Genomic DNA, 18,838 nt, shown 5'->3' with positions numbered 1-18,838 from the left:
CGGCGATGTCGATCCGGAGTGGAGCGATGGGACGGGGAAGTCGCCGCGCCGGCCGGTACAGCAGGAGGGGCACGGCCGACCGGCCGTGCCCCTCCTGTCGCCTCCTACCCCGGGGTCACTCCCCCGGCGTGGACTTCGCGATCTGCATCAGGAACTCGATGTTGGTACGCGACTGCTTGAGCCGGTCCAGCAGCAGATCCAGTGCCGCCTGAGAGTCCAGCGAGTGCAGGACCTTCCGCAGCTTGTGGATGATGGCCAGCTCCTCCGGCGCGAGCAGGACCTCCTCCTTGCGGGTACCGGAGGGGTTGATGTCGATCGCCGGGAAGACCCGCTTGTCGGCAATCTTCCGGTCCAGCTTCAGCTCGGCGTTGCCGGTGCCCTTGAACTCCTCGAAGATGACCGTGTCGGCCATCGAGCCGGTCTCCACCAGCGCGGTGGCGAGGATGGTCAGCGACCCGCCGTTCTCGATGTTGCGGGCCGCGCCGAGGAAGCGCTTCGGCGGGTAGAGCGCGGTGGAGTCGATACCGCCCGACATGATCCGGCCGCTGGCCGGGGCCGCCAGGTTGTACGACCGACCGAGCCGGGTCACCGAGTCGAGCAGCACGACCACGTCGTGTCCCAGCTCGACCAGGCGCTTCGCGCGCTCGATCGCCAGCTCGGCCACCGTCGTGTGGTCCTGCGGCGGACGGTCGAACGTGGCCGCGATGACCTCGCCCTTCACCGACCGCTGCATGTCGGTGACCTCTTCGGGACGCTCGTCCACCAGCACCACCATCAGGTGGCACTCCGGGTTGTTGCGGGTGATCGCGTTCGCGATCGCCTGCAGCACCATCGTCTTACCGGCCTTCGGCGGTGAGACGATGAGCGCCCGCTGCCCCTTGCCGATCGGCATGACCAGGTCGATCACCCGGGTGGTCAGGATGTGCGGCTCGGTCTCCAGCCGCAGCCGCTCCTGCGGGTAGAGCGGGGTCAGCTTGTAGAACTCCGGCCGACGCCTGGCCTCCTCCGGCTCCATCCCGTTGATGGTGTCCAGCCGGACCAGCGGGTTGTACTTGTCCCGCCGCTGCTCGCCCTCGCGAGCCGCCCGGACGGCACCGGTGATCGCGTCACCGCGACGCAGGCCGTACTTCTTGATCTGCGACATCGACACGTACACGTCGTTCGGGCCGGCGAGGTAGCCGGTGGTCCGGACGAAGGCGTAGTTGTCGAGCACGTCGATGATGCCGGCCACTGGGACGAGCACGTCGTCCTCGCCGACCTGCGGCTCACGGGCACCCTCGCCGCCCTCGGCACGCTCACCACGGCCGCGGCGACGGTCCCGGAAGCGGCTGCGCCGGCCCCGCCGGCCACCGCCCTCGCCGTCGTCGTCGCCGTCGAGCTCCCGCTCGGCACGCTGGCCCCGGTCACCACGGTCGTTGCGGTCACCACGGTCACCGCGGTCGTTGCGGTCACCGCGATCGTTGCGGTCCGCGCGCTCAGCCCGGTCGCCGCGCTCGGCCCGCTCGTTGCGGTCCCCACGCTCGCCGCGCTCGGCCCGCTCGTTGCGCTCACCGCGGTCACCACGCTCGGCACGGTCACCGCGCTCGGCACGGTCACCGCGCTCGGCACGGTCGCCGCGCTCGTTGCGGTCACGCCCACCGCGGCCCTCGCCCCGATCGGCACGCTCACCGGTCTCGGCCGTCTCGGTCCGAGTCTCGGCGACACGCTCCTCGGTACGCGCCCGACGCCGACCCCGGCCGCGACCCTCGGTCTCGGTGGTGGCCTGCTCGGCGGGCGCCGCCTCGGCGGTACGCCTCTCGGCCTCCGGCCGCTCAGTCGTCTCCCGCACCTCGGCGTGCACCTCCTCACGGGCCGGAGCAGCCGCGGCCGCGACCTCGGCCCGAGGTCGAGGGGTCCCGGCGGCGGCGCCGCCCTGCCGCTCGGAGATCGCGCTGATCAGCTCGCCCTTGCGCATGCGGGCCGTGCCGGAGATGCCGAGCGACGCGGCCAGGCTCTGGAGCTCTGGCAGCAGCATCGCCGACAGACCGGTGCCGCTGCGCCGCCGACGAGCGGGAGCGGCGGTGGTGGCTTCGCCAGCGACGTTGGAAACATCCGACGTCACGTCGGTGGTGTCGCTCAATGGATTCCTTCCCTCGATAGGCCGTGACTGCCCGGAGTCGACAAAGCAGGTGGCCGGGCGGCCTCGGTGCACCCGCCTCGCGTGAGCGCGTCGCGGGAGTCTGTGACACAGCAGCCGGTCCGTTTCCGACTCACCAGCCTCGGTGAGCAGGTCTCGCCGTCTGCGGCGACCTGCGGAAACTGCGGTGCGGCGTGGCCTTGGCAGGGGTGACGGGCTTACCGCCGAGAGCTTCGGGGGTGCGCCGACCCGCAGGAAGATCGCATGCTTCGCGGCTGTGCTAAGTCTAGAGCGTAATCAACTCTTCCGACCTGCGGCAACAGGGTCCCGCTCGGCGTGTCCAAGTCTACCCCGGGTGACCCGGGCACCGCTGACATCTATCGGTAACCGCCAGACCTGCCAGTCTCTTCCCGCGTCGAAGCCCTCCGGCGGAGCGCTGAGCGCCAGCACCGCCGGCCCGGCCCCACTGACCACAGCCGCCACACCGGCCTCACGCAGCTCGCTGACCAGGGCGGCCGTCTCGGGCATCCCGTCCGCGCGGTAATCCTGGTGCAGCCGATCGAGGGTGGCCGGCAGCAGCAGCGCGGGGTCGGCGGTGAGCGCGTGCACGAGCAGCGCCGCCCGCCCCGCGCTCAACGCGGCGTCACCGTGCGGCACCGCGGTCGGCAGCGCCGCGCGGGCCACCGCGGTCAGCCCGCGCCCGCCGGGCACGAAGACCGTGGGGCGTACGCCCTCGGCGACCGGACGGGTGACCGCCCGCGCGCCGGACGGCTCCGTCCAGGCGATCGTGAAACCCCCGAGCAGGCAGGGCGCCACGTTGTCGGGATGGCCCTCCAGCTCAGCGGCGAGTCGGAGCACGGCAGCGCCGTCGAGCCGACGCTCCCCGTGGGCCGTCAGCGCCCGGGCCAGCAGCACACCGGCGACGATCGCCGCGGAGGAGGAGCCCAACCCGCGGGCCTGCGGGATGCGGTTGACGCACTCGACGGCCAGCCCCGACGGCTGCCCGCCGAGCCGGTCGAAGGTGGCACGCATGGACCGGACCACGAGGTGACGGTCGTCGGTGGGCAGCTCGCCCGCGCCCTCGCCGGAGACGGTGACCCGGACGCCCGACGGGGCGATCTCCGCCGACACGTCGTCGTAGAGCCCGAGGGCGAGCCCCAGCGCGTCGAAGCCCGGCCCCAGGTTTGCGCTGGTGGCGGGAGCCCGGACGCGGACCGGCCCGGCTTCGAAGTTCTTCGGCACCGGCTCATGCTATGGCCCGGCTCCGACATCCCCGCCGTCCGCCCGACCCGTGAGATTCCGCCGTCTCCGCTAGCCTGTGCCGCGATCACGGATCGGAGGCCGGGTGAGTCCCTTCTGGTACACGGCGGTGCAAGCGCTCAGCCACCTACCGTCCCTGCTGGTGCTGGTGATCGGTCTGGTGCTGACCGGCGTGGCCCGGAGACGACTGCCCGGCCGCCCCCTCAGGCTGATGGTCGCCGGTCTGGGAGTACTGCTGGTCGACGTCGGCCTCGGAGTCGGTGTGTCGTTCGTACTGCCCGCCCTGCTCTCGGCCGAGACGACCGGGAGCCCCGGTTTCGACGTCGTGCAGCTGGTCGTGGTGACGGGCTTGATCAGCACCCTGCTGCAGCCGGCCGGGCTGGGCCTGGTCATCGCGGCGGCGCTGACCGGCCGTCGTACGCCTGAACCGGTGCCGGCCACCGGCCCGGGGAGCTGGCCGACGTCGCCCGTGGCAACGGCGAACCCCAGCGGCGCTCCGTACGCGGGCGACCTCCCGCCGCTGCCGGCACCGGCCCACCCGGCTGTCCCGTCGGTCAGCGGGCCGGCTCGGGAACCGGATCGGTGAGGGAGAGTCGCCGGGTGGCGATCCGCCAGCCGACCGCGTAGACCACGGTGACCAGGCCGCAGCCGGCGAGCACCACCCGCTCGTCCACCGCGTCGACCACGAGCGCGACGGCGAGTTGGCTGATCGAGATGGCCAGCGTCGCCAGCATCATGTCGGTGGCGAACACGCGCCCGCGCAGCCGGTCCGGCACCTCACCCTGCAGCGCGTAGTTCGACATAACCCAGTTGCTGCCGCCGGCGAAGTGGGCCACGAAGACCAGCACCAGCACCAGCGGGAACCAGCCCACCGCCGAGGTGCCGAGGTAGGCCAACCCGTACAGGGACATCGACACGGCCAGGCCGGGCAGCAGCAGCGACCGGTTGGTGAGCACCCGCCGCATCAGGATGGGCCCGACCAGCGCCCCCGCGCCGCGGACCGCGAAGAGCAGCCCGGTGCCGGCCGGCCCGGCCCCGTACACGGCGGCCAGCAGCGGGAAGACCGTCAGCACGCCGTTGCCCAGGCCGACCGCCGACTTCACGGTCACCAACGCCAGCACCCGCGGGCGATGTCCGATGTAGCGCAACGCCTCGCTGACCGCGGCCCACGCCCGCTGCGGCGGCACGCCGGGCTCCCGCGGGGCCTGCAACGGCCGGCGGATCGTCGCGGCCAGGATCGCGGCGAGCGCCAGGCCGACCGCGGCGATCCAGAAGCAGGCGTACGGCCCGACCCGGTCGCTGAGCACGCCGCCGAGCGAGGCGCCGACGACCGTCATGGTCCCCCACGCCGAGCCGGCGATCGCGTTGCCGGCGGCCAGCTCCTCCGGGTCGAGGACGTTGGGCAGGGCGGCCTGGGCGGCGGGCGAGTAGAAGCCCTTGGCGACCGCGACCACCCCGATCGCCAGCAGGCCGAGCCAGGCGGTGTCGGCGCTGCGGACGCCGAGCAGGAGCAGCACCCCGAGCAGGGCGGCCACGTTCGCCGCCATCATGATCTTCCGCCGGTCGAACCGGTCGGCGATGGCGCCGGTGAACGGCAGCAGCAGCGCCACGACGCCGGTGTCCACGGCCAGCACCAGCGCGCCCCACACGCCGCTGCCGGTGAGCTGCGGCAGCAGCACCAGCAGCGGAACCATGACGAACCAGTCGGCTCCGAAGACCACCAGCTCGGCGAGGAAAAGATTGCGGAAATTCCGGTTGTGGGTAAGGACCGACAGGGTGGACGCCACGGACCAGGACCCTACTCCGCCGGCCGGAACACCCCTGCGCGGTACGCCCGTCCGTCTCGAATGGAACGCCCCCGGCGGATCGGAACCCGCCGGGGGCGTACCTGGAGCTGTGCTGCCTACTCGGTGGGCGGCAGCGGCGAGGTGCGGCTCTTGGGCAGCTTGAGCACCTCGAACTGGTCGGTGCCGTCGATCAGCGCCGCCGAGGGAGCCGGCCGCGTCTCCGGCCGGTTCCCGTTGCCGTTGCCCGCGTCCGTCCGGGCGCCCGCGGGGACCGGTTCGGGCTCGGCCGCCGTACCCGCCGGGTCGGTCGGCTCCGCCGGCCCCGCCGGCGAACCGTCGGCCCGCCGCCGACGCCGCTCCCGCAACGACGCCTTGGTGTTCTCCACCATCGTGTAGAGCGTCGGTACCAGGAGCAGGGTCAGCAGCGTGGAGGTGAGCAGACCGCCGATCACCACGATCGCGAGCGGCTGCGAGATGAAGCCGCCCTCGCCGGTGAGCCCGAACGCCATCGGCAGCAACGCGAAGATGGTCGCCACCGCGGTCATCAGGATCGGCCGCAGCCGGTGCCGGCCGCCCTCGACGACCGCGTCCTGCACGCTCAGGCCCTGGGCCCGGTACTGGTTCACCAGGTCCATCAGCACGATCGCGTTGGTCACCACGATGCCGACCAGCATCAGCATGCCGATCAGCGCGGGCACCCCGAGCGGCGTCCCGGTGACCAGCAGCAGACCGATGGCGCCGGTGGCCGCGAACGGGATCGAGATCAGCAGGATCAGCGCCTGGATGAGGCTACGGAACGTGGCCACCATGATCAGGAAGACGATCGCGATCGCGACGAGCACCGCCAGCCCCAGGTCGCCGAAGGCATCCGCCTGGTCGGCGCTGACCCCACCGATCACGAACGTCGCCCCCGGTACGTCGATCGCGTCGAGACGCTGACGCAGCTCCTCGGTGGTCGCGCCGAGGTTCGAACCGGTGGAGGTGCCGGTCACCGTGACGCTGCGCGCGCCGTCGATCCGGGTGACCTGCTGCGGACCCTCGGCCCGCTCGACGGTGGCGATGTCCCCCAGCTTCACCGGTCCGACCGGCAACGCACGCAGCTCGTCGATGCTGAGCGGCGGGTTGTCGGAGAGTCGGAGCAGCACGTTCTGCTGGCCGCCGTCGAGGGCGACCTGCCCGAGCGGAGCACCCCGGAACGCCTGCGCCACGAGCTGGCCGACCGCGGCCTCGGTGAGACCCGCTCGACCGGCCTTCACCCGGTCGACCGTCACGTCGACCCGCGGCACCCGGTCGGCGAGGCTGCTGGTGACGTCCGCCACGTCCGGCGTACCGGCCACCGCCTCCTCGGCCGCCTTCGCGGCCCGGTCGAGCACCTCCGGGTCGGCGGCCTGGACGACCACCTCGAGCCGACTCGCGGAGGCGTCCTGCCCGCCACCGAAGGTGAACTCGCCGGCGTCGGAGCCGAGCGCGTCGAACTCCTTGCGCAGCTCCTCCCGCATCTGCTGGGCGTCCGTGTCGTCGCCCAGCGCCAGCGACCAGCTGGCCACGTTGTTCCGGCCGCCACCCAGGAAGCCCAGGTCGCCGCCGCCCGCCGTCACCTGGTACGTCTCGACGCCGTCGGTCTGCTTCAGCACCGCCTCGACCTTGCGGGCCGCCTCGTCGGTGGCGGCCAGGCCGGTGCCGGCCGGCAGCTCCTGACGGATGCTCAGGGTGTCCTGCCCGGAGTCGTCGAGGAAGTTCGTGTCCAGCTTGCTGGCGAGACCGAACGTGCCGAAGAGCACCAGCACGCCCAGCCCGACGGTGATCCACCGGGTGCGGCGGGTGCGGGTGGCGAAGCCGATCGCCGGCAGGTACGCCCGCTGAAGCGGGCTGCGCAGCTCCTTCTCCTCCGCGGCCCGGCGCACGGCGGCGTCGTCCGGAGTGCCGCCCGAGGGCTTCAGGAACCAGTACGCGAGCACCGGGATGACGGTGAGCGCGACCAGCAGCGAGGCGAGCAGCGCCACGGTCACCGTGATGGCGAACGGCGCGAAGAGCTGCCCGACGAAGCCACCCACCAGGGCGATGGGGGCGAAGACGGCGACCGTGGTGAGGGTGGACGCGGTGACCGCGCCGGCCACCTCGCGTACGGCGTTGACGATCGCGTCGCGCTTCGGCTCGCCGTACCCGAGATGTCGTTTGATGTTCTCCAACACGACGATCGAGTCGTCCACCACCCGGCCCACCGCGATGGTCAGCGCGCCGAGGGTGAGCAGGTTGAGCGAGTAGTCACCGATCCAGAGCGCGATCAGCGCGACCAGCACCGAGAGCGGGATGGAGACCGCGGTGACCACGGTGGAGCGGACCGACAGCAGGAAGACCAGGATGACGATGACCGCCATGACCAGGCCGAGCAGGCCCTCGGTGGTGAGGCTCTCGATCGACTTCTCCACGAAGGGCGCCTGGTCGAAGATCACCGTCAGCCCGGCGCCGGAGGCGTCGCGCAGCGCGTCGAGCCGGTCGCGGATCTCGTGCGAGATCTGCACCGCGTTGCCGTCCGGGCTGGCGGTGACCGCGATGCCCAGGCTCTCCTCGCCGTTGGTGCGGGTGATCGCGGTGGCCGGGGCGAGCGTCTCCTCGACGGTCGCCACGTCGCCGAGCCGGACCGGGTTCGCCCCGGGCGCGACGACGATGCCGCGCAGGTCGTCGAGGGTGCCCACCGGGGTGCCGACCTGGACCGGGAGCGCCTGGGCGCCGTCGGTGACCGTGCCCGCCGGCACCGCGACGCCGTTGGTCTTCAACGCCGTCCCGATCGCGCTCGGGTCGAGCTTCGCGGCGGCCAGCTTCGCCAGGTTGGGCTTGACGACCACCACGTCGCTGCGGGTGCCGGTCAGTTCGACGGTCCGCACCCCGTCGATCGCCTCCAGCTCCGGCAGCACCTCGGCGCGCAGGTTGTCGGCGAGGGCACGCTCGTCATCGCCACCGGTGGCGGCGATCACCACCGCCGGCAGGTCGTCGGTGCTGCCCGCGAGCACCTGTGGCTCCACGCCCTCCGGCAGCTGCGCGCCGATCCGGTTCAAAGCGGTCTGCATCTTGTTGACCGTGTCGTCGAGGTCGGTGCCGAACTCGAACTGCACCTGGACGGTCGCCATGCCCTCGCGCGATGTCGAGTTGACCGTCTCCAGGCCGGGCAGGCCCTGGAGGCTGTTCTCGATCGGCTCGACGACCTGGGACTCGACGATCTCGGGTGTCGCGCCGGGGTAGGTGGCCATCACGAAGGCGGCCGGGAACTCCAGCGACGGCAGCAGTTGTTGCTTGAGCGACGGCACGGCGAACAGTCCGAAGACGGTGGTCACCACCGCGATGAGGGCGACCAGCCCTCGGTTGGCAAGGCTTGATCTGGCGAGCAGCGACATCGGCCTGGCTCACTCCTAGAAAAATTTGCAGGGCATGCAAAGTGTGCCCGACCCGCTCGCCCCGCCCCGCGCCGGGTACTGAGCAGTACCCCAGCTCTCATCCGCCCCCACGGGCACGGCCCGCCCCCGCCCCCGCCTCCACCCCGCCCCCGCCCCGCCTCCACCCCGGTGATCAAGAGGTTTGCGTCACTCCGTTCGGCGTGTCGCACCGCAAACCTCTTGATCAACGGCGCCAGGCGGTGGGGCCGGGAGGCCGGCCCGGGAGGTGGGGGGTGGAGGGGTGGGGGTTAGGCCAGGTCTAGGGAGCGGGCGGCCGCTAGGGGGTCGTTCTGGATGGTGATCGGGGCGGGCGCGGTGGAGATCGCCCACTCCGGATCCTTGAGCCCGTGCCCGGTGACCGTGCACACCACGCTGGCCCCGGCCGGGATCCGGCCCGCGGCCGCCTGCTGGAGCAGCCCCGCCACGCTGGCCGCGCTCCCCAGCTCCACGAAGGCCCCGACCTCCCGGGCGAGCAGCCGGTACGCGGAGAGGATCTCCCGGTCCGTCACCGCCGCGATCAGCCCGCCGGAGGCCTCCCGGGCGTCGATCGCCCGGGTCCAGCTGGCCGGATTGCCGATCCGGATGGCGGTGGCGATCGTCGACGGTTCGCGTACCACCTCGCCGGTGACCAGCGGCGCCGCCCCGGAAGCCTGGAAACCGAACATCTTCGGGGCGCGGGTGGCCCGCCCGTCCGCCAGTTCCTCGCTGTAGCCCATCCAGTAGGCCGAGATGTTGCCCGCGTTGCCGACCGGCAGGCAGTGAATGTCCGGCGCGTCGCCGAGCGCCTCGACGATCTCGAACGCGGCCGTCTTCTGGCCGTGCAGCCGGTCGATGTTCACCGAGTTGACCAGCGCCACCGGATAGTCCTGGGCGAGCTTGGCGGCGAGCGCGAGGCAGTCGTCGAAGTTGCCGTTGACCTGGAGCAGCTTCGCGCCGTGCACCAGCGCCTGAGCCAGCTTGCCCAACGCGATCTTGCCCTGCGGCACGAGCACCGCGCAGGTCAGTCCGGCGCGGGCCGCATACGCGGCGGCGGAGGCGCTGGTGTTGCCGGTGGAGGCGCAGATGATCACCTTGTTGCCGGCCTCGACCGCCTTGGAGACCGCGACCGTCATGCCGCGGTCCTTGAAGGAGCCGGTCGGGTTGGCCCCCTCCACCTTCAGGTGCACGTCGCAGCCGAGCCGCGCGGAGAGCACCGGCGCCGGCAGCAGCGGCGTGTTCCCCTCGTTCAGGGTGACGACGGGCGTGGCGTCGGTGACCGGCAGCCGGTCCCGGTACGCCTCGATCAGACCCCGCCACATGTCGCTCTCCTCGCCTCGTCCGCTCCACCGACCAGGGGCACGCCAAGCCTGGACCAGCCTCGCCGACCGGCCCCCGAAACACCCCCCGTTACCCACCTGGCGGGACACCCCTCGACGCGCGGCACGCGCCGCCGCCGTCCACGCCGTGCCTGACGCGGCTCACGACCGTTCCGGCGCAGCTCCACCGCCGGGCGCACGCCCGGCGCCGGCCCCGGTCGCCCTCGCCGGAGACCCGTCACCGGGTCAAACGAGTCACACCCCGCCCTCGACCCGGAGCACGCTGGTCACCGAACGGACCATCTCCAGACCCCGCAGCTCGGAGACGGTCGCGGCGAGCGCGGCGTCCGGCGCGACGTGGGTGACGATGACCAGGTCCGCATCCGTGCCGCTGCCGGGCGTCGAGCCCTCCGCCGGGCCCTGGCGCACCGTCGCGATCGACACGTCGTGCCGGGCGAACACCCCGGCCACCGCGGCCAGCACACCCGGCCGGTCGGCCACGTCGAGGCTCACGTGGTAGCGGGTGAGCGCCTCCCCCATGGGCCGTACGGAGAGGTCGGCGTACGCGCTCTCGCTGGCCGCGCGCACCCCGGCGAGCCGGTTGCGGGCGACCGCCACCACGTCGCCGAGCACCGCGCTGGCGGTCGGCGCCCCGCCCGCGCCACGGCCGTAGAACATCAGCTGACCGGCCGCCTCCGCCTCGACGAAGACCGCGTTGAACGCGTCGCCGACACCGGCCAGCGGGTGGGTCAGCGGAATCATCGCCGGGTGCACCCGGACGTTGACGGTCTCCCGGCCGGCGGTGTCCACCCCCCGCGCGGCGATGCAGAGCAGCTTGATGGTGCACCCCATCGCCTTGGCGCTGGCCACGTCGGCGGCGGTGACCTCGGTGATCCCCTCCCGGTGCACGTCGGCGGCGTTCACCCGGGTGTGGAACGCCAGCGAGGCGAGGATCGCCGCCTTCGCCGCCGCGTCGAAGCCCTCCACGTCGGCCGTCGGGTCGGCCTCGGCGTACCCCAGCTCGGTCGCCTCCTCCAGCGCCTCGGCGAAGCCGGCGCCGGTGGCGTCCATGGCGGAGAGGATGAAGTTGGTGGTGCCGTTGACGATGCCGGTGACCTGGGTGATCCGGTCCCCGTGCAGCGACTCGCGCAGTGGGCGCAGCAGCGGGATCGCCCCGGCCACCGCGGCCTCGTAGTAGAGGTCCGCGCCGCCCTCGGCGGCCGCGTCGTGCAGCGCGCCGCCGTCCTCGGCGAGCAGCGCCTTGTTGGCGGTCACCACGCTCTTGCCGGCCCGCAGCGCCTCGACCAGCCAACCGCGCGCCGGCTCGATGCCCCCCACCACCTCGACCACGACGTCCACGTCGTCCCGCTTGATCAGGCCGAGCGGGTCGGTGGTGAAGATCGCCGGGTCCACCGGCAGCTCGCCGCGGTCACGACCGAGCCGGCGTACGGCGATGCCGGCGAGCTCCAACGGGGCGCCGATCCGGGCGGCGAGGTCGGTCGACTGCTCGTGCAGCAGCCGCACCACCTCCCCGCCGACGGTGCCGCAGCCGAGCAGCGCCAGGCGCACAGGTGAGGTCATCCAACATCCAATGCGAGCAGGTCCTCTTCGGTCTCCCGCCGGACGATCAGACGTGCCTGGCCGTGACGCACCGCGACCACCGGGGGGCGCGGCACGTGGTTGTAGTTGCTGGCCATGCTCCGGCAGTAGGCGCCGGTGCCGGGCACCGCGACAAGATCTCCGGGCTGCACGTCGGCGGGCAGGAATTCATCCTTCACCACGATGTCCCCGGACTCACAGTGCTTTCCCACCACGCGGGCGAGCATCGGCTCGGCGGTCGACGCCCGGGAGGCCAACGTCGCGGAGTAGGAGGCGTCGTAGAGGGCCGTACGGATGTTGTCGCTCATTCCGCCGTCGACGCTGACGTAGGTGCGGATGCCGTCGACGTCCTTGACCGTGCCCACCTCGTAGAGGGTGAACACGGCCGGGCCGACGATCGCCCGACCGGGCTCGATGGAGAGGCGCGGCACCGCCAGCCGCTCGGCCTCGCACTCGCCGTCGACGATCTTGCGGAGCCGCTTCGCCAGGTCCTCCGGCGCGGCCGGGTGGTCCTGGGTGGTGTACGCGATGCCGAAGCCGCCGCCGAGGTCCAGCTCGGGCAGCTCCACGCCGCGGGCGTCGCGGATCTGCGCCTGGAGCGCGAGCACCCGTCGGGCGGAGACCTCGAAGCCGCTGGCGTCGAAGATCTGCGACCCGATGTGCGAGTGCAGGCCGCGCAGCTCCAGCACGTCCTCGTCGAGGATCTTGAAGGCGGCCGCCGCGGCCGCTCCACCGGCGAGCGAGAAGCCGAACTTCTGGTCCTCGTGGGCGGTGGCGATGAACTCGTGCGTGTGCGCCTCGACGCCGACGGTGACCCGTACCAGCACCCGGGGGCGTACGCCCCGCTCGCGGGCGAGCGCCGTCAGCCGGTCGATCTCGGTGAACGAGTCGACGATGATCCGCCCGACCCCGGCGTCCACCGCCCGGGTCAGCTCGGCGATCGACTTGTTGTTGCCGTGGAAGCCGATCCGCTCCGGCGGCATCCCGGCGGCCAACGCCGTGGCCAGCTCACCGCCGCTGCACACGTCGAGGTGCAGCCCCTCCTCGTCGATCATCCGGACCACGGCCCGGCAGAGGAAGGCCTTGCCGGCGTAGTAGACGTCCACGTCGGGGAAGGCGTCCCGGAAGTCCCGGCAGCGCGACCGGAGATCGTCCTCGTCCAGCACGTAGACCGGGGTGCCGAACTCGGCGGCGAGGTCGCGCACGCTCAGCCCGGCGACGCTGAGCGCGCCGTCGTCGGCACGCCGGACGGTGCGCGGCCAGAGCGCCGGCATCAGGGCGTTGACGTCTTCCGGCGTACGCAGCCAGCCCGGCCCGCGGCTGCCGATCTCACCGTGCAGCGCGCCGGCCTCGTGAGCCCGCATCAGTACCACCTTCCGTTCGCGACTGCGGGGCTCGCAAGCTCACTCCTCGCGCTCACCGACTACATCCTCTCCGGTGCGGTGACGCCGAGCAGGTGCAGGCCGTTGGCGATCACGGTCCGGGTGGCGTCGTTGAGCCAGAGCCGGGCCCGGTTGCCGTCGCCGATCGGCTCGTCGCCGCGCGGCAGGATCCGGCAGGCCGGCTCGTCGTAGAACCGGTGATAGGCCGGCGCGACCGTCTCCTCGAGGTAACGCGCCACCCGGTGCGGCTCCCGCAGCTCGGCGGCGGTGGCCACCACGGCGGGGAACTCGGCGAGCGCCTTGAGCAGCTCGTTCTCTTTCTCGTTGCCGAGCAGCTCGGGACGGAAGTCGGCGCTGTCGCCGCGGACCAGCCCGACCTCAGCAGCCTGCCGGGCCACGCCAGCCGTCCGCGCGGCGACGTACTGCACGTAGTAGACCGGGTTGTCGCGGCTCGCCCGGGTCCACAGCTCGACGTCGATGTCGATCGGCGAGTCACTGGAGTAGCGCGCCAGCGCGTACCGGGCGGCGTCCACGCCGATCGCCTCGACCAGGTCCTCCAGGGTGATGACCGTGCCGGCCCGCTTGCTCATCCGCATCGGCTGCCCGTCGCGGACCAGGTTGACCAGCTGGCCGATGAGGATCTCCAGATTGCGCTCCGGGTCGTCGCCGAAGCACGCGGCCATCGCCTTCATCCGGCCGATGTAGCCGTGGTGGTCGGCGCCCAGCATGATCACGACCCGCTCGAAGCCGCGCTCCCGCTTGTCGAGGTAGTAGGCGCAGTCGGCCGCGAAGTACGTCCACTCGCCATTGGACTTGCGCAGCACCCGGTCCTTGTCGTCGCCGAACTCGGTGGTGCGCAGCCAGGTCGCCCCCTCGGCCTCGAAGACGTGGCCCTGTTCCCGCAGCCGGGCCAGGGCGAGGTCCAGCTCGCCCCGGTCGTGCAGGTCCTTCTCGTTGAAGTACGTGTCGAACTCGACCCCGAAGTCGCGCAGCGAGGAGCGGATCTCGTCGAACATCAGCGCGACGCCCTCGGTCCGGAAGACCTCCTGGGCTGCGGCGTCGTCGAGGGAGAGCACCTCCGGCCGGCGGGCCTGCACCTCGGCGGCGATCTCCGAGATGTACGCCCCGCCGTAGCCGTCCTCCGGGACCGCCTCGCCCCGCGCCGCGGCCAGCAGCGACCGGGCGAACCGGTCGATCTGGGAGCCGGCGTCGTTGAAGTAGTACTCCGTGCCGACCTCGGCGCCGGTGGCCCGCAGCAGCCGGCTCAGCGCGTCGCCGACGGCGGCCCACCGCACACCGCCGATGTGCACCGGGCCGGTGGGGTTGGCGGAGACGAACTCCAGGTTGATCCGCTGCCCGGTGAGCCGCTCGCTGCGGCCGTACTCGGCACCGGCCTCGACGATCACGCGGGCGAGCTGACCGGCGGCGGCCGCGTCCAGCCGGATGTTGAGGAAGCCGGGGCCGGCGATCTCCACGGACTTGACGCCCGGCGCCTTGCCCAGCTCCTCGGCGAGGGCGCTCGCCAGCTCCCGCGGCGGCCGACCGACCTTCTTGCTCAGCTGCAACGCCAGCGTGGAGGCGTAGTCGCCGTGCTCCGGGTTCCGGGGTCGCTCGACGGTGGTCTCCCCCGGCAGAACAGCGGGGTCGAGGCCCCGTTGGGTGAAGACGGCGTGGGCTGCGGCGAGGACGACCTCGGCGAGTTCTGCGGGAGTCACCGATCCATGTTATCGGGGGTAGACTCGGTGCCCGCGGCGGTGACCCGTTGTGCGTACCAGACCCGCCGGCTCCCTGACCGACCGACCTGACGAGGCACGATGAGCATCAGCACCCCGGGCGGCGAGCAGCGCCGTCCGACCGTGGTCAGCACGGGCAAGAAGCCGGCCGCAGGCCGGCCGGCGTCCGGCGCCAAGGCCGGATCCGGCAAGCCGACGGCAGCCCGCGCGGGCGGGGGCAAGGGTCCCCGCAAGCCGATCGCCCCGGTCAAGGTCAGTCAGGGCCGCGCCAAGGGCCCGATCATCCTCTTCGTCGTCGTGGGCCTGGTGGCCGCCGGCATCATCGGCTTCGGCGCCTGGGCCGCGTTCCAGGGCTCCAAGCCGTGGGAGGAGCGGGCCGACGCGATCAGCGGCATCGTGAACTACCGCGAGAAGGACCCGGAGCTGGTCAAGGGCAGTAACCACCAGCCCGGCCCGATCAAGTACACGGTCTCCCCGCCGGTGGCCGGCCCGCACAACCAGGCCTGGCAGAACTGCATGGGCGACGTCTACGACGCCCCGATCGCCAACGAGCACGCGGTGCACAGCCTGGAGCACGGGGCGATCTGGATCACCTACCGCCCCGACCTCCCGGCCGACCAGGTCAGCAAGCTCGCCGAGAAGGTGCGCGGCAACGAGAAGATGCTCATGAGCCCGTTCGAGGGGCTCGACAAGCCGATCTCGCTGCAGGCCTGGGGCTACCAGCTCAAGCTCGACAACGCCGACGACAGCCGGATCGACGAGTTCGTGAAGACGCTGCGGGTGAACGCCTCGATCGAGGGGCCGACCGCGCTGTGCAACCAGGGCATCACCGCCACCGGCACCACGCCGCGTGACAACGGTGTGCAGATGCCGACCCAGTAAGGATCGTGATGACGGCTCCCGCCACGCTTGACAGCTCACCCGAATCCCCGGCCGCCGACGGCGGCCGGAGGTCCGGCACCCGCCTCGGCCTGGTGGGAGTCGCCGTCGCCGTCGTGGTCGCCCTGCTCCTCGGTTTCGCGGGGGGCCTGCTGACCCCCCGGTTGACCCGCCCCGGTGACGACTCGGTGGAGGCCGGCTTCGCCCGGGACATGACCGCCCACCACGCCCAGGCGGTCGAGATGGGGATGATGGCGTTCCAACGGGGCACCGACCCCGAGGTACGCCAGATCGGCGGCGACATCGCCAGCGGCCAGCAGGGCGAGATCGGCATCATGCAGACCTGGCTCCGCGGATGGGGGCTGGATCCGACCGGGTCGCAGCCGCGTATGGCGTGGATGCCGGACGGCGCGAGCCTGGTCAAGAACGGGCTGATGCCGGGCATGGCCACCCCGCAGGAGATGGAGCGGCTGCGCGCCGCCCAGGGCCGGGAGTTCGACCTCCTGTTCCTGAACATGATGATCAATCACCACCTGGGCGGTATCCACATGATCGACGGCGTGCTCGATGCCGGCGACGAGTCGGAGGTGCTCCGGACGGCGCAGATCATGAAGAACACCCAGCAGACCGATCTCACCAACCTGCAGAACGCGAAGAAGCGCCTCGGCGGCTGACGCGTCGCTGACTCTCCCGACGACCGAGAGGTCTGGATTAACCGGTTCCACCGGCCGATCCGGACCTCTCGGTCGTTTCCGGCCGGTTGGCGCGGTGATCGACCCCGACCCACGCGGAGATCTTCGTCCAGCACACCGAGCATCCTGCGCGCTTTGGGCGGTCTGCCCGATTACGTGCGTTGGAGAGTTTTCTCCACACATATCGTGACCAGTTGCGATTCGGGCTCGTTGCGCAAGACGTGGGGGTTGCACTGAGAGACGCACGGCGTTCGGTCACCAGCTGGTGCCGTCGCCACACCATCGGCGGTGACGGGGCGGTGGCAGCCGCCCGTCGCGGACAGCGGCAGAGCGAGCCGGGAATGCTCAGCCGCGAACAGGAACTCGAACTGATCGACACCCTGCGAGGTGTCCACCCGGACCAGTTCGATCTGGATGAGGAGCTGTGGACGCGGCAGAGCCTGACCGCCCTCATCCAGCGTCAGTTCGAGCTGCCGATGGACGCCGGCGCGGTCGGGGCGTACCTGCGGGCCTGGGGGTTGGGTCCGCGGGAGCCCCGCGAGCGGGCCTGCGGGCTCTGCGTGGGCGCGGTCGAGCGCTGGGTACGCAGCGAGTACCCGGCGATCACCCGGGCCGCCCAGGAGCACCTCGCCGAGGTCTACTGGATCGGTCGGGTCCGCCTGCGCGGCACGATGCCGGCGGCGGACGTCATCTCCGCCGTCTCCTCCCGCGGCCGGGTGCGTTTCATGATCACTACCCCGAACGTCGACCCGCCGCTGCCCCGTGACTTCGTCCTGCGGCTCAGCGGCGCGGAGGAGCGCACGGTGCACCTGATCGTGGACGGCTCGTGGGCCCGCAACGAGTGGCCTCGCCGGCTACCCCGGCGGATCGTGCTGCACCCCCTGCCCAGCTGCGGCCGAGCCCAGGCCGCCTGACCCTGCGGTGCGGTCGCTCAGAACCGTGTTGATCAAGAGGTTTGCGTCAACTTCCGCGCGGATCCTGACGCAAACCTCTTGATCAACACGTCCAGGGGCAGGGTGGGGTGGGTGAGGTTGAACAGGGGTGACGCGCGCGACGGATACCGATTCGGCGTTCGTACCGGGCGTTTGCTAGTCTTTCCCAGTCGCTGAGCCCCCGTAGCTCAGGGGATAGAGCACCGCCCTCCGGAGGCGGGGGCGCAGGTTCGAATCCTGCCGGGGGCACACTTGCTAAGGAAGCTTGACCAGCACTGAAGGCCGTTGACCAGGCAACTGGGCAGCGGCCTTCGTCGTTGTCTCGAACCGGGTCCGGCGCTCCACCGCCTGGTGTTCCTCCGCGTGCCGGCTCTCTCGTCGTTCGCCTGAGCCGGCCCGCGTCCCGCGCACTCCTGCTGAGCCGTCAGCGCGGGGTCGACGTCCGTGTCCGGGACCGGCTGGTCACCGCTTGCGCGCGGCGAACCCGCCGGCGACGGCCAGGATGACCCCGCCGACGATGAGCGCGTAGCACAGCAGTTGCAGGATCCCGCCGCCGATGTTGGGGCCACCCCATGCCTCGGGGAACGCCTGTCGCGCCCAGAGGTTGGTGAGCGCACCCACCAGGCCGGCGACTGCCGCGAACGCGCCGAGCTTCACCAGTCGCACCGCGATCTCCCCCCTGCGGAACCCGGGGCCCGAGCCACCGTCCACACAGTAACTCCGGCCGGGGCACGCGCAGCCCGCACGGAATCGCCCCGGAGGAGGAGAGGTGGTGGAGGACGGCACGAAGAAGGCCGCCGACCAGGGGAACCTGGCGGCGGCCGCTTCGTGTCTCCGCTCCGGGCCACTGGCGCGGCGCGGATCACTTCGAGCGCCGGTCAGAGGGTCTTGACGAGTCCACCGTCGATGACGACATCGCTGCCGGTCATCCATGATGCGGCGGGGCTGGCCAGGAACACCACCAGATGGGCGATCTCCTCGGCGGTGCCGAACCGGCCGAGTTTGATCCCGCCGAGGCCGTCGGCCATCGCGCTCATCGCACCATCCATGTCGGTGCCCATGGCCGTGGCGAGTTGTTCGCCGAGTGCGCCGGGCGCGGTCCACAACGGGGTCGCCACCGGGCCGGGTGAGACGGTGTTGACGCGGATGCCCTGGGACGCGAACTCCGCCGACAGCGACTTGCCGAGGTTGGTCAACGCCGCCTTGGTGGCGGAGTAGTCCACGACGCCGGGATCGGGCAGCAGGGCGTTGACGGAGCCGACGTTGACGATCGCGCCGCCGCCGCGCTCGATGAGCGCGGGCACCGCGACGCGGGTGGCCCGCACCGCGGAGAGCAGGTTGAGCTCGAAACTGCTCATCCAGTCGGCGTCGCTGACCGACAGGAACCCGCCGAGCCGGGGACCGCCGCCGGCAAGCGCGCCCATGTTGTTGACCAGCACATCCAGGCCACCGAACCGCTCGATGGCGGCGGCCACGAGCCGGCCCGGCCCCGCTGCGGTGGAGAGGTCGACGTCGACCGTCGCCAGCACCTTGTCGGAGGCCAGCCCGGCAAGATCGCTGCTGGCCCTGCGGCTGCCCGCGACCACGCGGGCGCCGGCATCGAGCAGCTCGCGGGTGACGGCAGCGCCGATGCCCTTGCCGGCGCCGGTCACGACGGCGACCTTGTCGGTGAGATCAAACGAAACAGACATGCGTGTCCCTATTTTCTTGATCGGTCGGTCAAATAAATGGG

Annotated in this window: 14 protein-coding genes and 1 tRNA gene; 5 read left to right on the top strand and 10 right to left on the bottom strand. The window is 71.8% G+C overall.

The window, feature by feature from the left end; all coding sequences use genetic code 11:
- Positions 1-115: 115 nt before the first annotated feature.
- Together rho and thrB are read right to left on the bottom strand one after the other, a co-directional pair.
- Positions 116-2,119: a transcription termination factor Rho gene (rho, locus tag D7147_RS18970; protein WP_120679465.1), complete on the bottom strand. Its 2,004-nt coding sequence runs from the start codon at positions 2,117-2,119 to the stop codon at positions 116-118.
- 294 nt (positions 2,120-2,413) lie between these two features.
- Positions 2,414-3,358, bottom strand: a complete 945-nt coding sequence (thrB, locus tag D7147_RS18965; RefSeq protein ID WP_120679463.1) for a homoserine kinase — start codon at positions 3,356-3,358, stop codon at positions 2,414-2,416.
- A gap of 103 nt (positions 3,359-3,461) precedes the next feature.
- Between thrB and D7147_RS18960 the strand changes: the two genes are divergently transcribed.
- Entirely contained in the window at positions 3,462-3,962 is a 501-nt protein-coding gene (locus tag D7147_RS18960) for a hypothetical protein (RefSeq protein WP_120679461.1), read from the top strand.
- Here the strand turns inward: D7147_RS18960 and D7147_RS18955 are convergent.
- The 6 genes from D7147_RS18955 to argS all read right to left on the bottom strand — a co-directional run bounded on the left by D7147_RS18955 (position 3,931) and on the right by argS (position 14,585).
- Positions 3,931-5,163: an MFS transporter gene (locus tag D7147_RS18955; RefSeq protein WP_120679459.1), complete on the bottom strand. Its 1,233-nt coding sequence runs from the start codon at positions 5,161-5,163 to the stop codon at positions 3,931-3,933. The two genes, D7147_RS18960 and D7147_RS18955, sit on opposite strands and share 32 nt — an antisense overlap.
- A 116-nt stretch (positions 5,164-5,279) precedes the next feature.
- A complete protein-coding gene (locus tag D7147_RS18950) occupies positions 5,280-8,555 on the bottom strand; it encodes an efflux RND transporter permease subunit (RefSeq protein WP_120679457.1) in 3,276 nt (1,091 codons plus the stop codon).
- A gap of 287 nt (positions 8,556-8,842) precedes the next feature.
- A complete protein-coding gene (thrC, locus tag D7147_RS18945) occupies positions 8,843-9,892 on the bottom strand; it encodes a threonine synthase (RefSeq protein ID WP_120679455.1) in 1,050 nt (349 codons plus the stop codon).
- 252 nt (positions 9,893-10,144) lie between these two features.
- Complete coding sequence (locus D7147_RS18940; RefSeq protein ID WP_199734211.1) at positions 10,145-11,458, bottom strand: homoserine dehydrogenase; 1,314 nt, start codon at positions 11,456-11,458, stop codon at positions 10,145-10,147.
- Between the two features lie 8 nt (positions 11,459-11,466).
- Entirely contained in the window at positions 11,467-12,852 is a 1,386-nt protein-coding gene (gene lysA / locus D7147_RS18935) for a diaminopimelate decarboxylase (RefSeq protein ID WP_120679888.1), read from the bottom strand.
- Positions 12,853-12,911: 59 nt separating this feature from the next.
- Positions 12,912-14,585, bottom strand: a complete 1,674-nt coding sequence (gene argS, locus D7147_RS18930) for an arginine--tRNA ligase (RefSeq protein WP_120679451.1) — start codon at positions 14,583-14,585, stop codon at positions 12,912-12,914.
- Between the two features lie 99 nt (positions 14,586-14,684).
- On the opposite strand from argS, the gene D7147_RS18925 reads away from it, so the two are divergent.
- The 4 genes from D7147_RS18925 to D7147_RS18910 all read left to right on the top strand — a co-directional run bounded on the left by D7147_RS18925 (position 14,685) and on the right by D7147_RS18910 (position 17,355).
- Positions 14,685-15,485, top strand: coding sequence for a DUF3105 domain-containing protein (locus tag D7147_RS18925; RefSeq protein WP_120679449.1), 801 nt, complete (start codon positions 14,685-14,687; stop codon positions 15,483-15,485).
- An 8-nt stretch (positions 15,486-15,493) separates the two neighbouring features.
- A complete protein-coding gene (locus D7147_RS18920) occupies positions 15,494-16,156 on the top strand; it encodes a DUF305 domain-containing protein (RefSeq protein WP_120679448.1) in 663 nt (220 codons plus the stop codon).
- A 239-nt stretch (positions 16,157-16,395) separates the two neighbouring features.
- The gene (locus D7147_RS18915) at positions 16,396-17,088 is read left to right on the top strand and encodes a winged helix-turn-helix domain-containing protein (protein ID WP_120679445.1); all 693 of its coding nucleotides are present in this window, start codon (positions 16,396-16,398) and stop codon (positions 17,086-17,088) included.
- 195 nt (positions 17,089-17,283) lie between these two features.
- A tRNA-Arg gene (locus D7147_RS18910) sits at positions 17,284-17,355 on the top strand.
- A gap of 213 nt (positions 17,356-17,568) precedes the next feature.
- Here the strand turns inward: D7147_RS18910 and D7147_RS18905 are convergent.
- Together D7147_RS18905 and D7147_RS18900 are read right to left on the bottom strand one after the other, a co-directional pair.
- On the bottom strand, positions 17,569-17,772 hold the full coding sequence (locus D7147_RS18905; RefSeq protein WP_120688897.1) for a hypothetical protein: 204 nt from the start codon (positions 17,770-17,772) through the stop codon (positions 17,569-17,571).
- 212 nt (positions 17,773-17,984) lie between these two features.
- Positions 17,985-18,797: an oxidoreductase gene (locus D7147_RS18900; protein WP_120679440.1), complete on the bottom strand. Its 813-nt coding sequence runs from the start codon at positions 18,795-18,797 to the stop codon at positions 17,985-17,987.
- Positions 18,798-18,838: the final 41 nt, after the last annotated feature.

Source organism: Micromonospora musae (genome assembly GCF_003626545.1).
Lineage (GTDB): Bacteria > Actinomycetota > Actinomycetes > Mycobacteriales > Micromonosporaceae > Micromonospora > Micromonospora musae.
The sequence above is the reverse complement of the archived record's forward strand: the minus strand, read 5'-3'. Positions and strand labels throughout refer to the sequence as shown.

What these genes read in the sequence shown, in the direction of transcription:
- D7147_RS18950 (WP_120679457.1), bottom strand. Translation starts at nt 8,555, where the DNA reads ATGTCGCTGCTCGCCAGATCAAGCCTTGCCAACCGAGGGCTGGTCGCC.
- thrC (WP_120679455.1), bottom strand. Translation starts at nt 9,892, where the DNA reads ATGTGGCGGGGTCTGATCGAGGCGTACCGGGACCGGCTGCCGGTCACC.
- lysA (WP_120679888.1), bottom strand. Translation starts at nt 12,852, where the DNA reads ATGCGGGCTCACGAGGCCGGCGCGCTGCACGGTGAGATCGGCAGCCGC.
- D7147_RS18925 (WP_120679449.1), top strand. Translation starts at nt 14,685, where the DNA reads ATGAGCATCAGCACCCCGGGCGGCGAGCAGCGCCGTCCGACCGTGGTC.
- D7147_RS18920 (WP_120679448.1), top strand. Translation starts at nt 15,494, where the DNA reads ATGACGGCTCCCGCCACGCTTGACAGCTCACCCGAATCCCCGGCCGCC.
- D7147_RS18900 (WP_120679440.1), bottom strand. Translation starts at nt 18,797, where the DNA reads ATGTCTGTTTCGTTTGATCTCACCGACAAGGTCGCCGTCGTGACCGGC.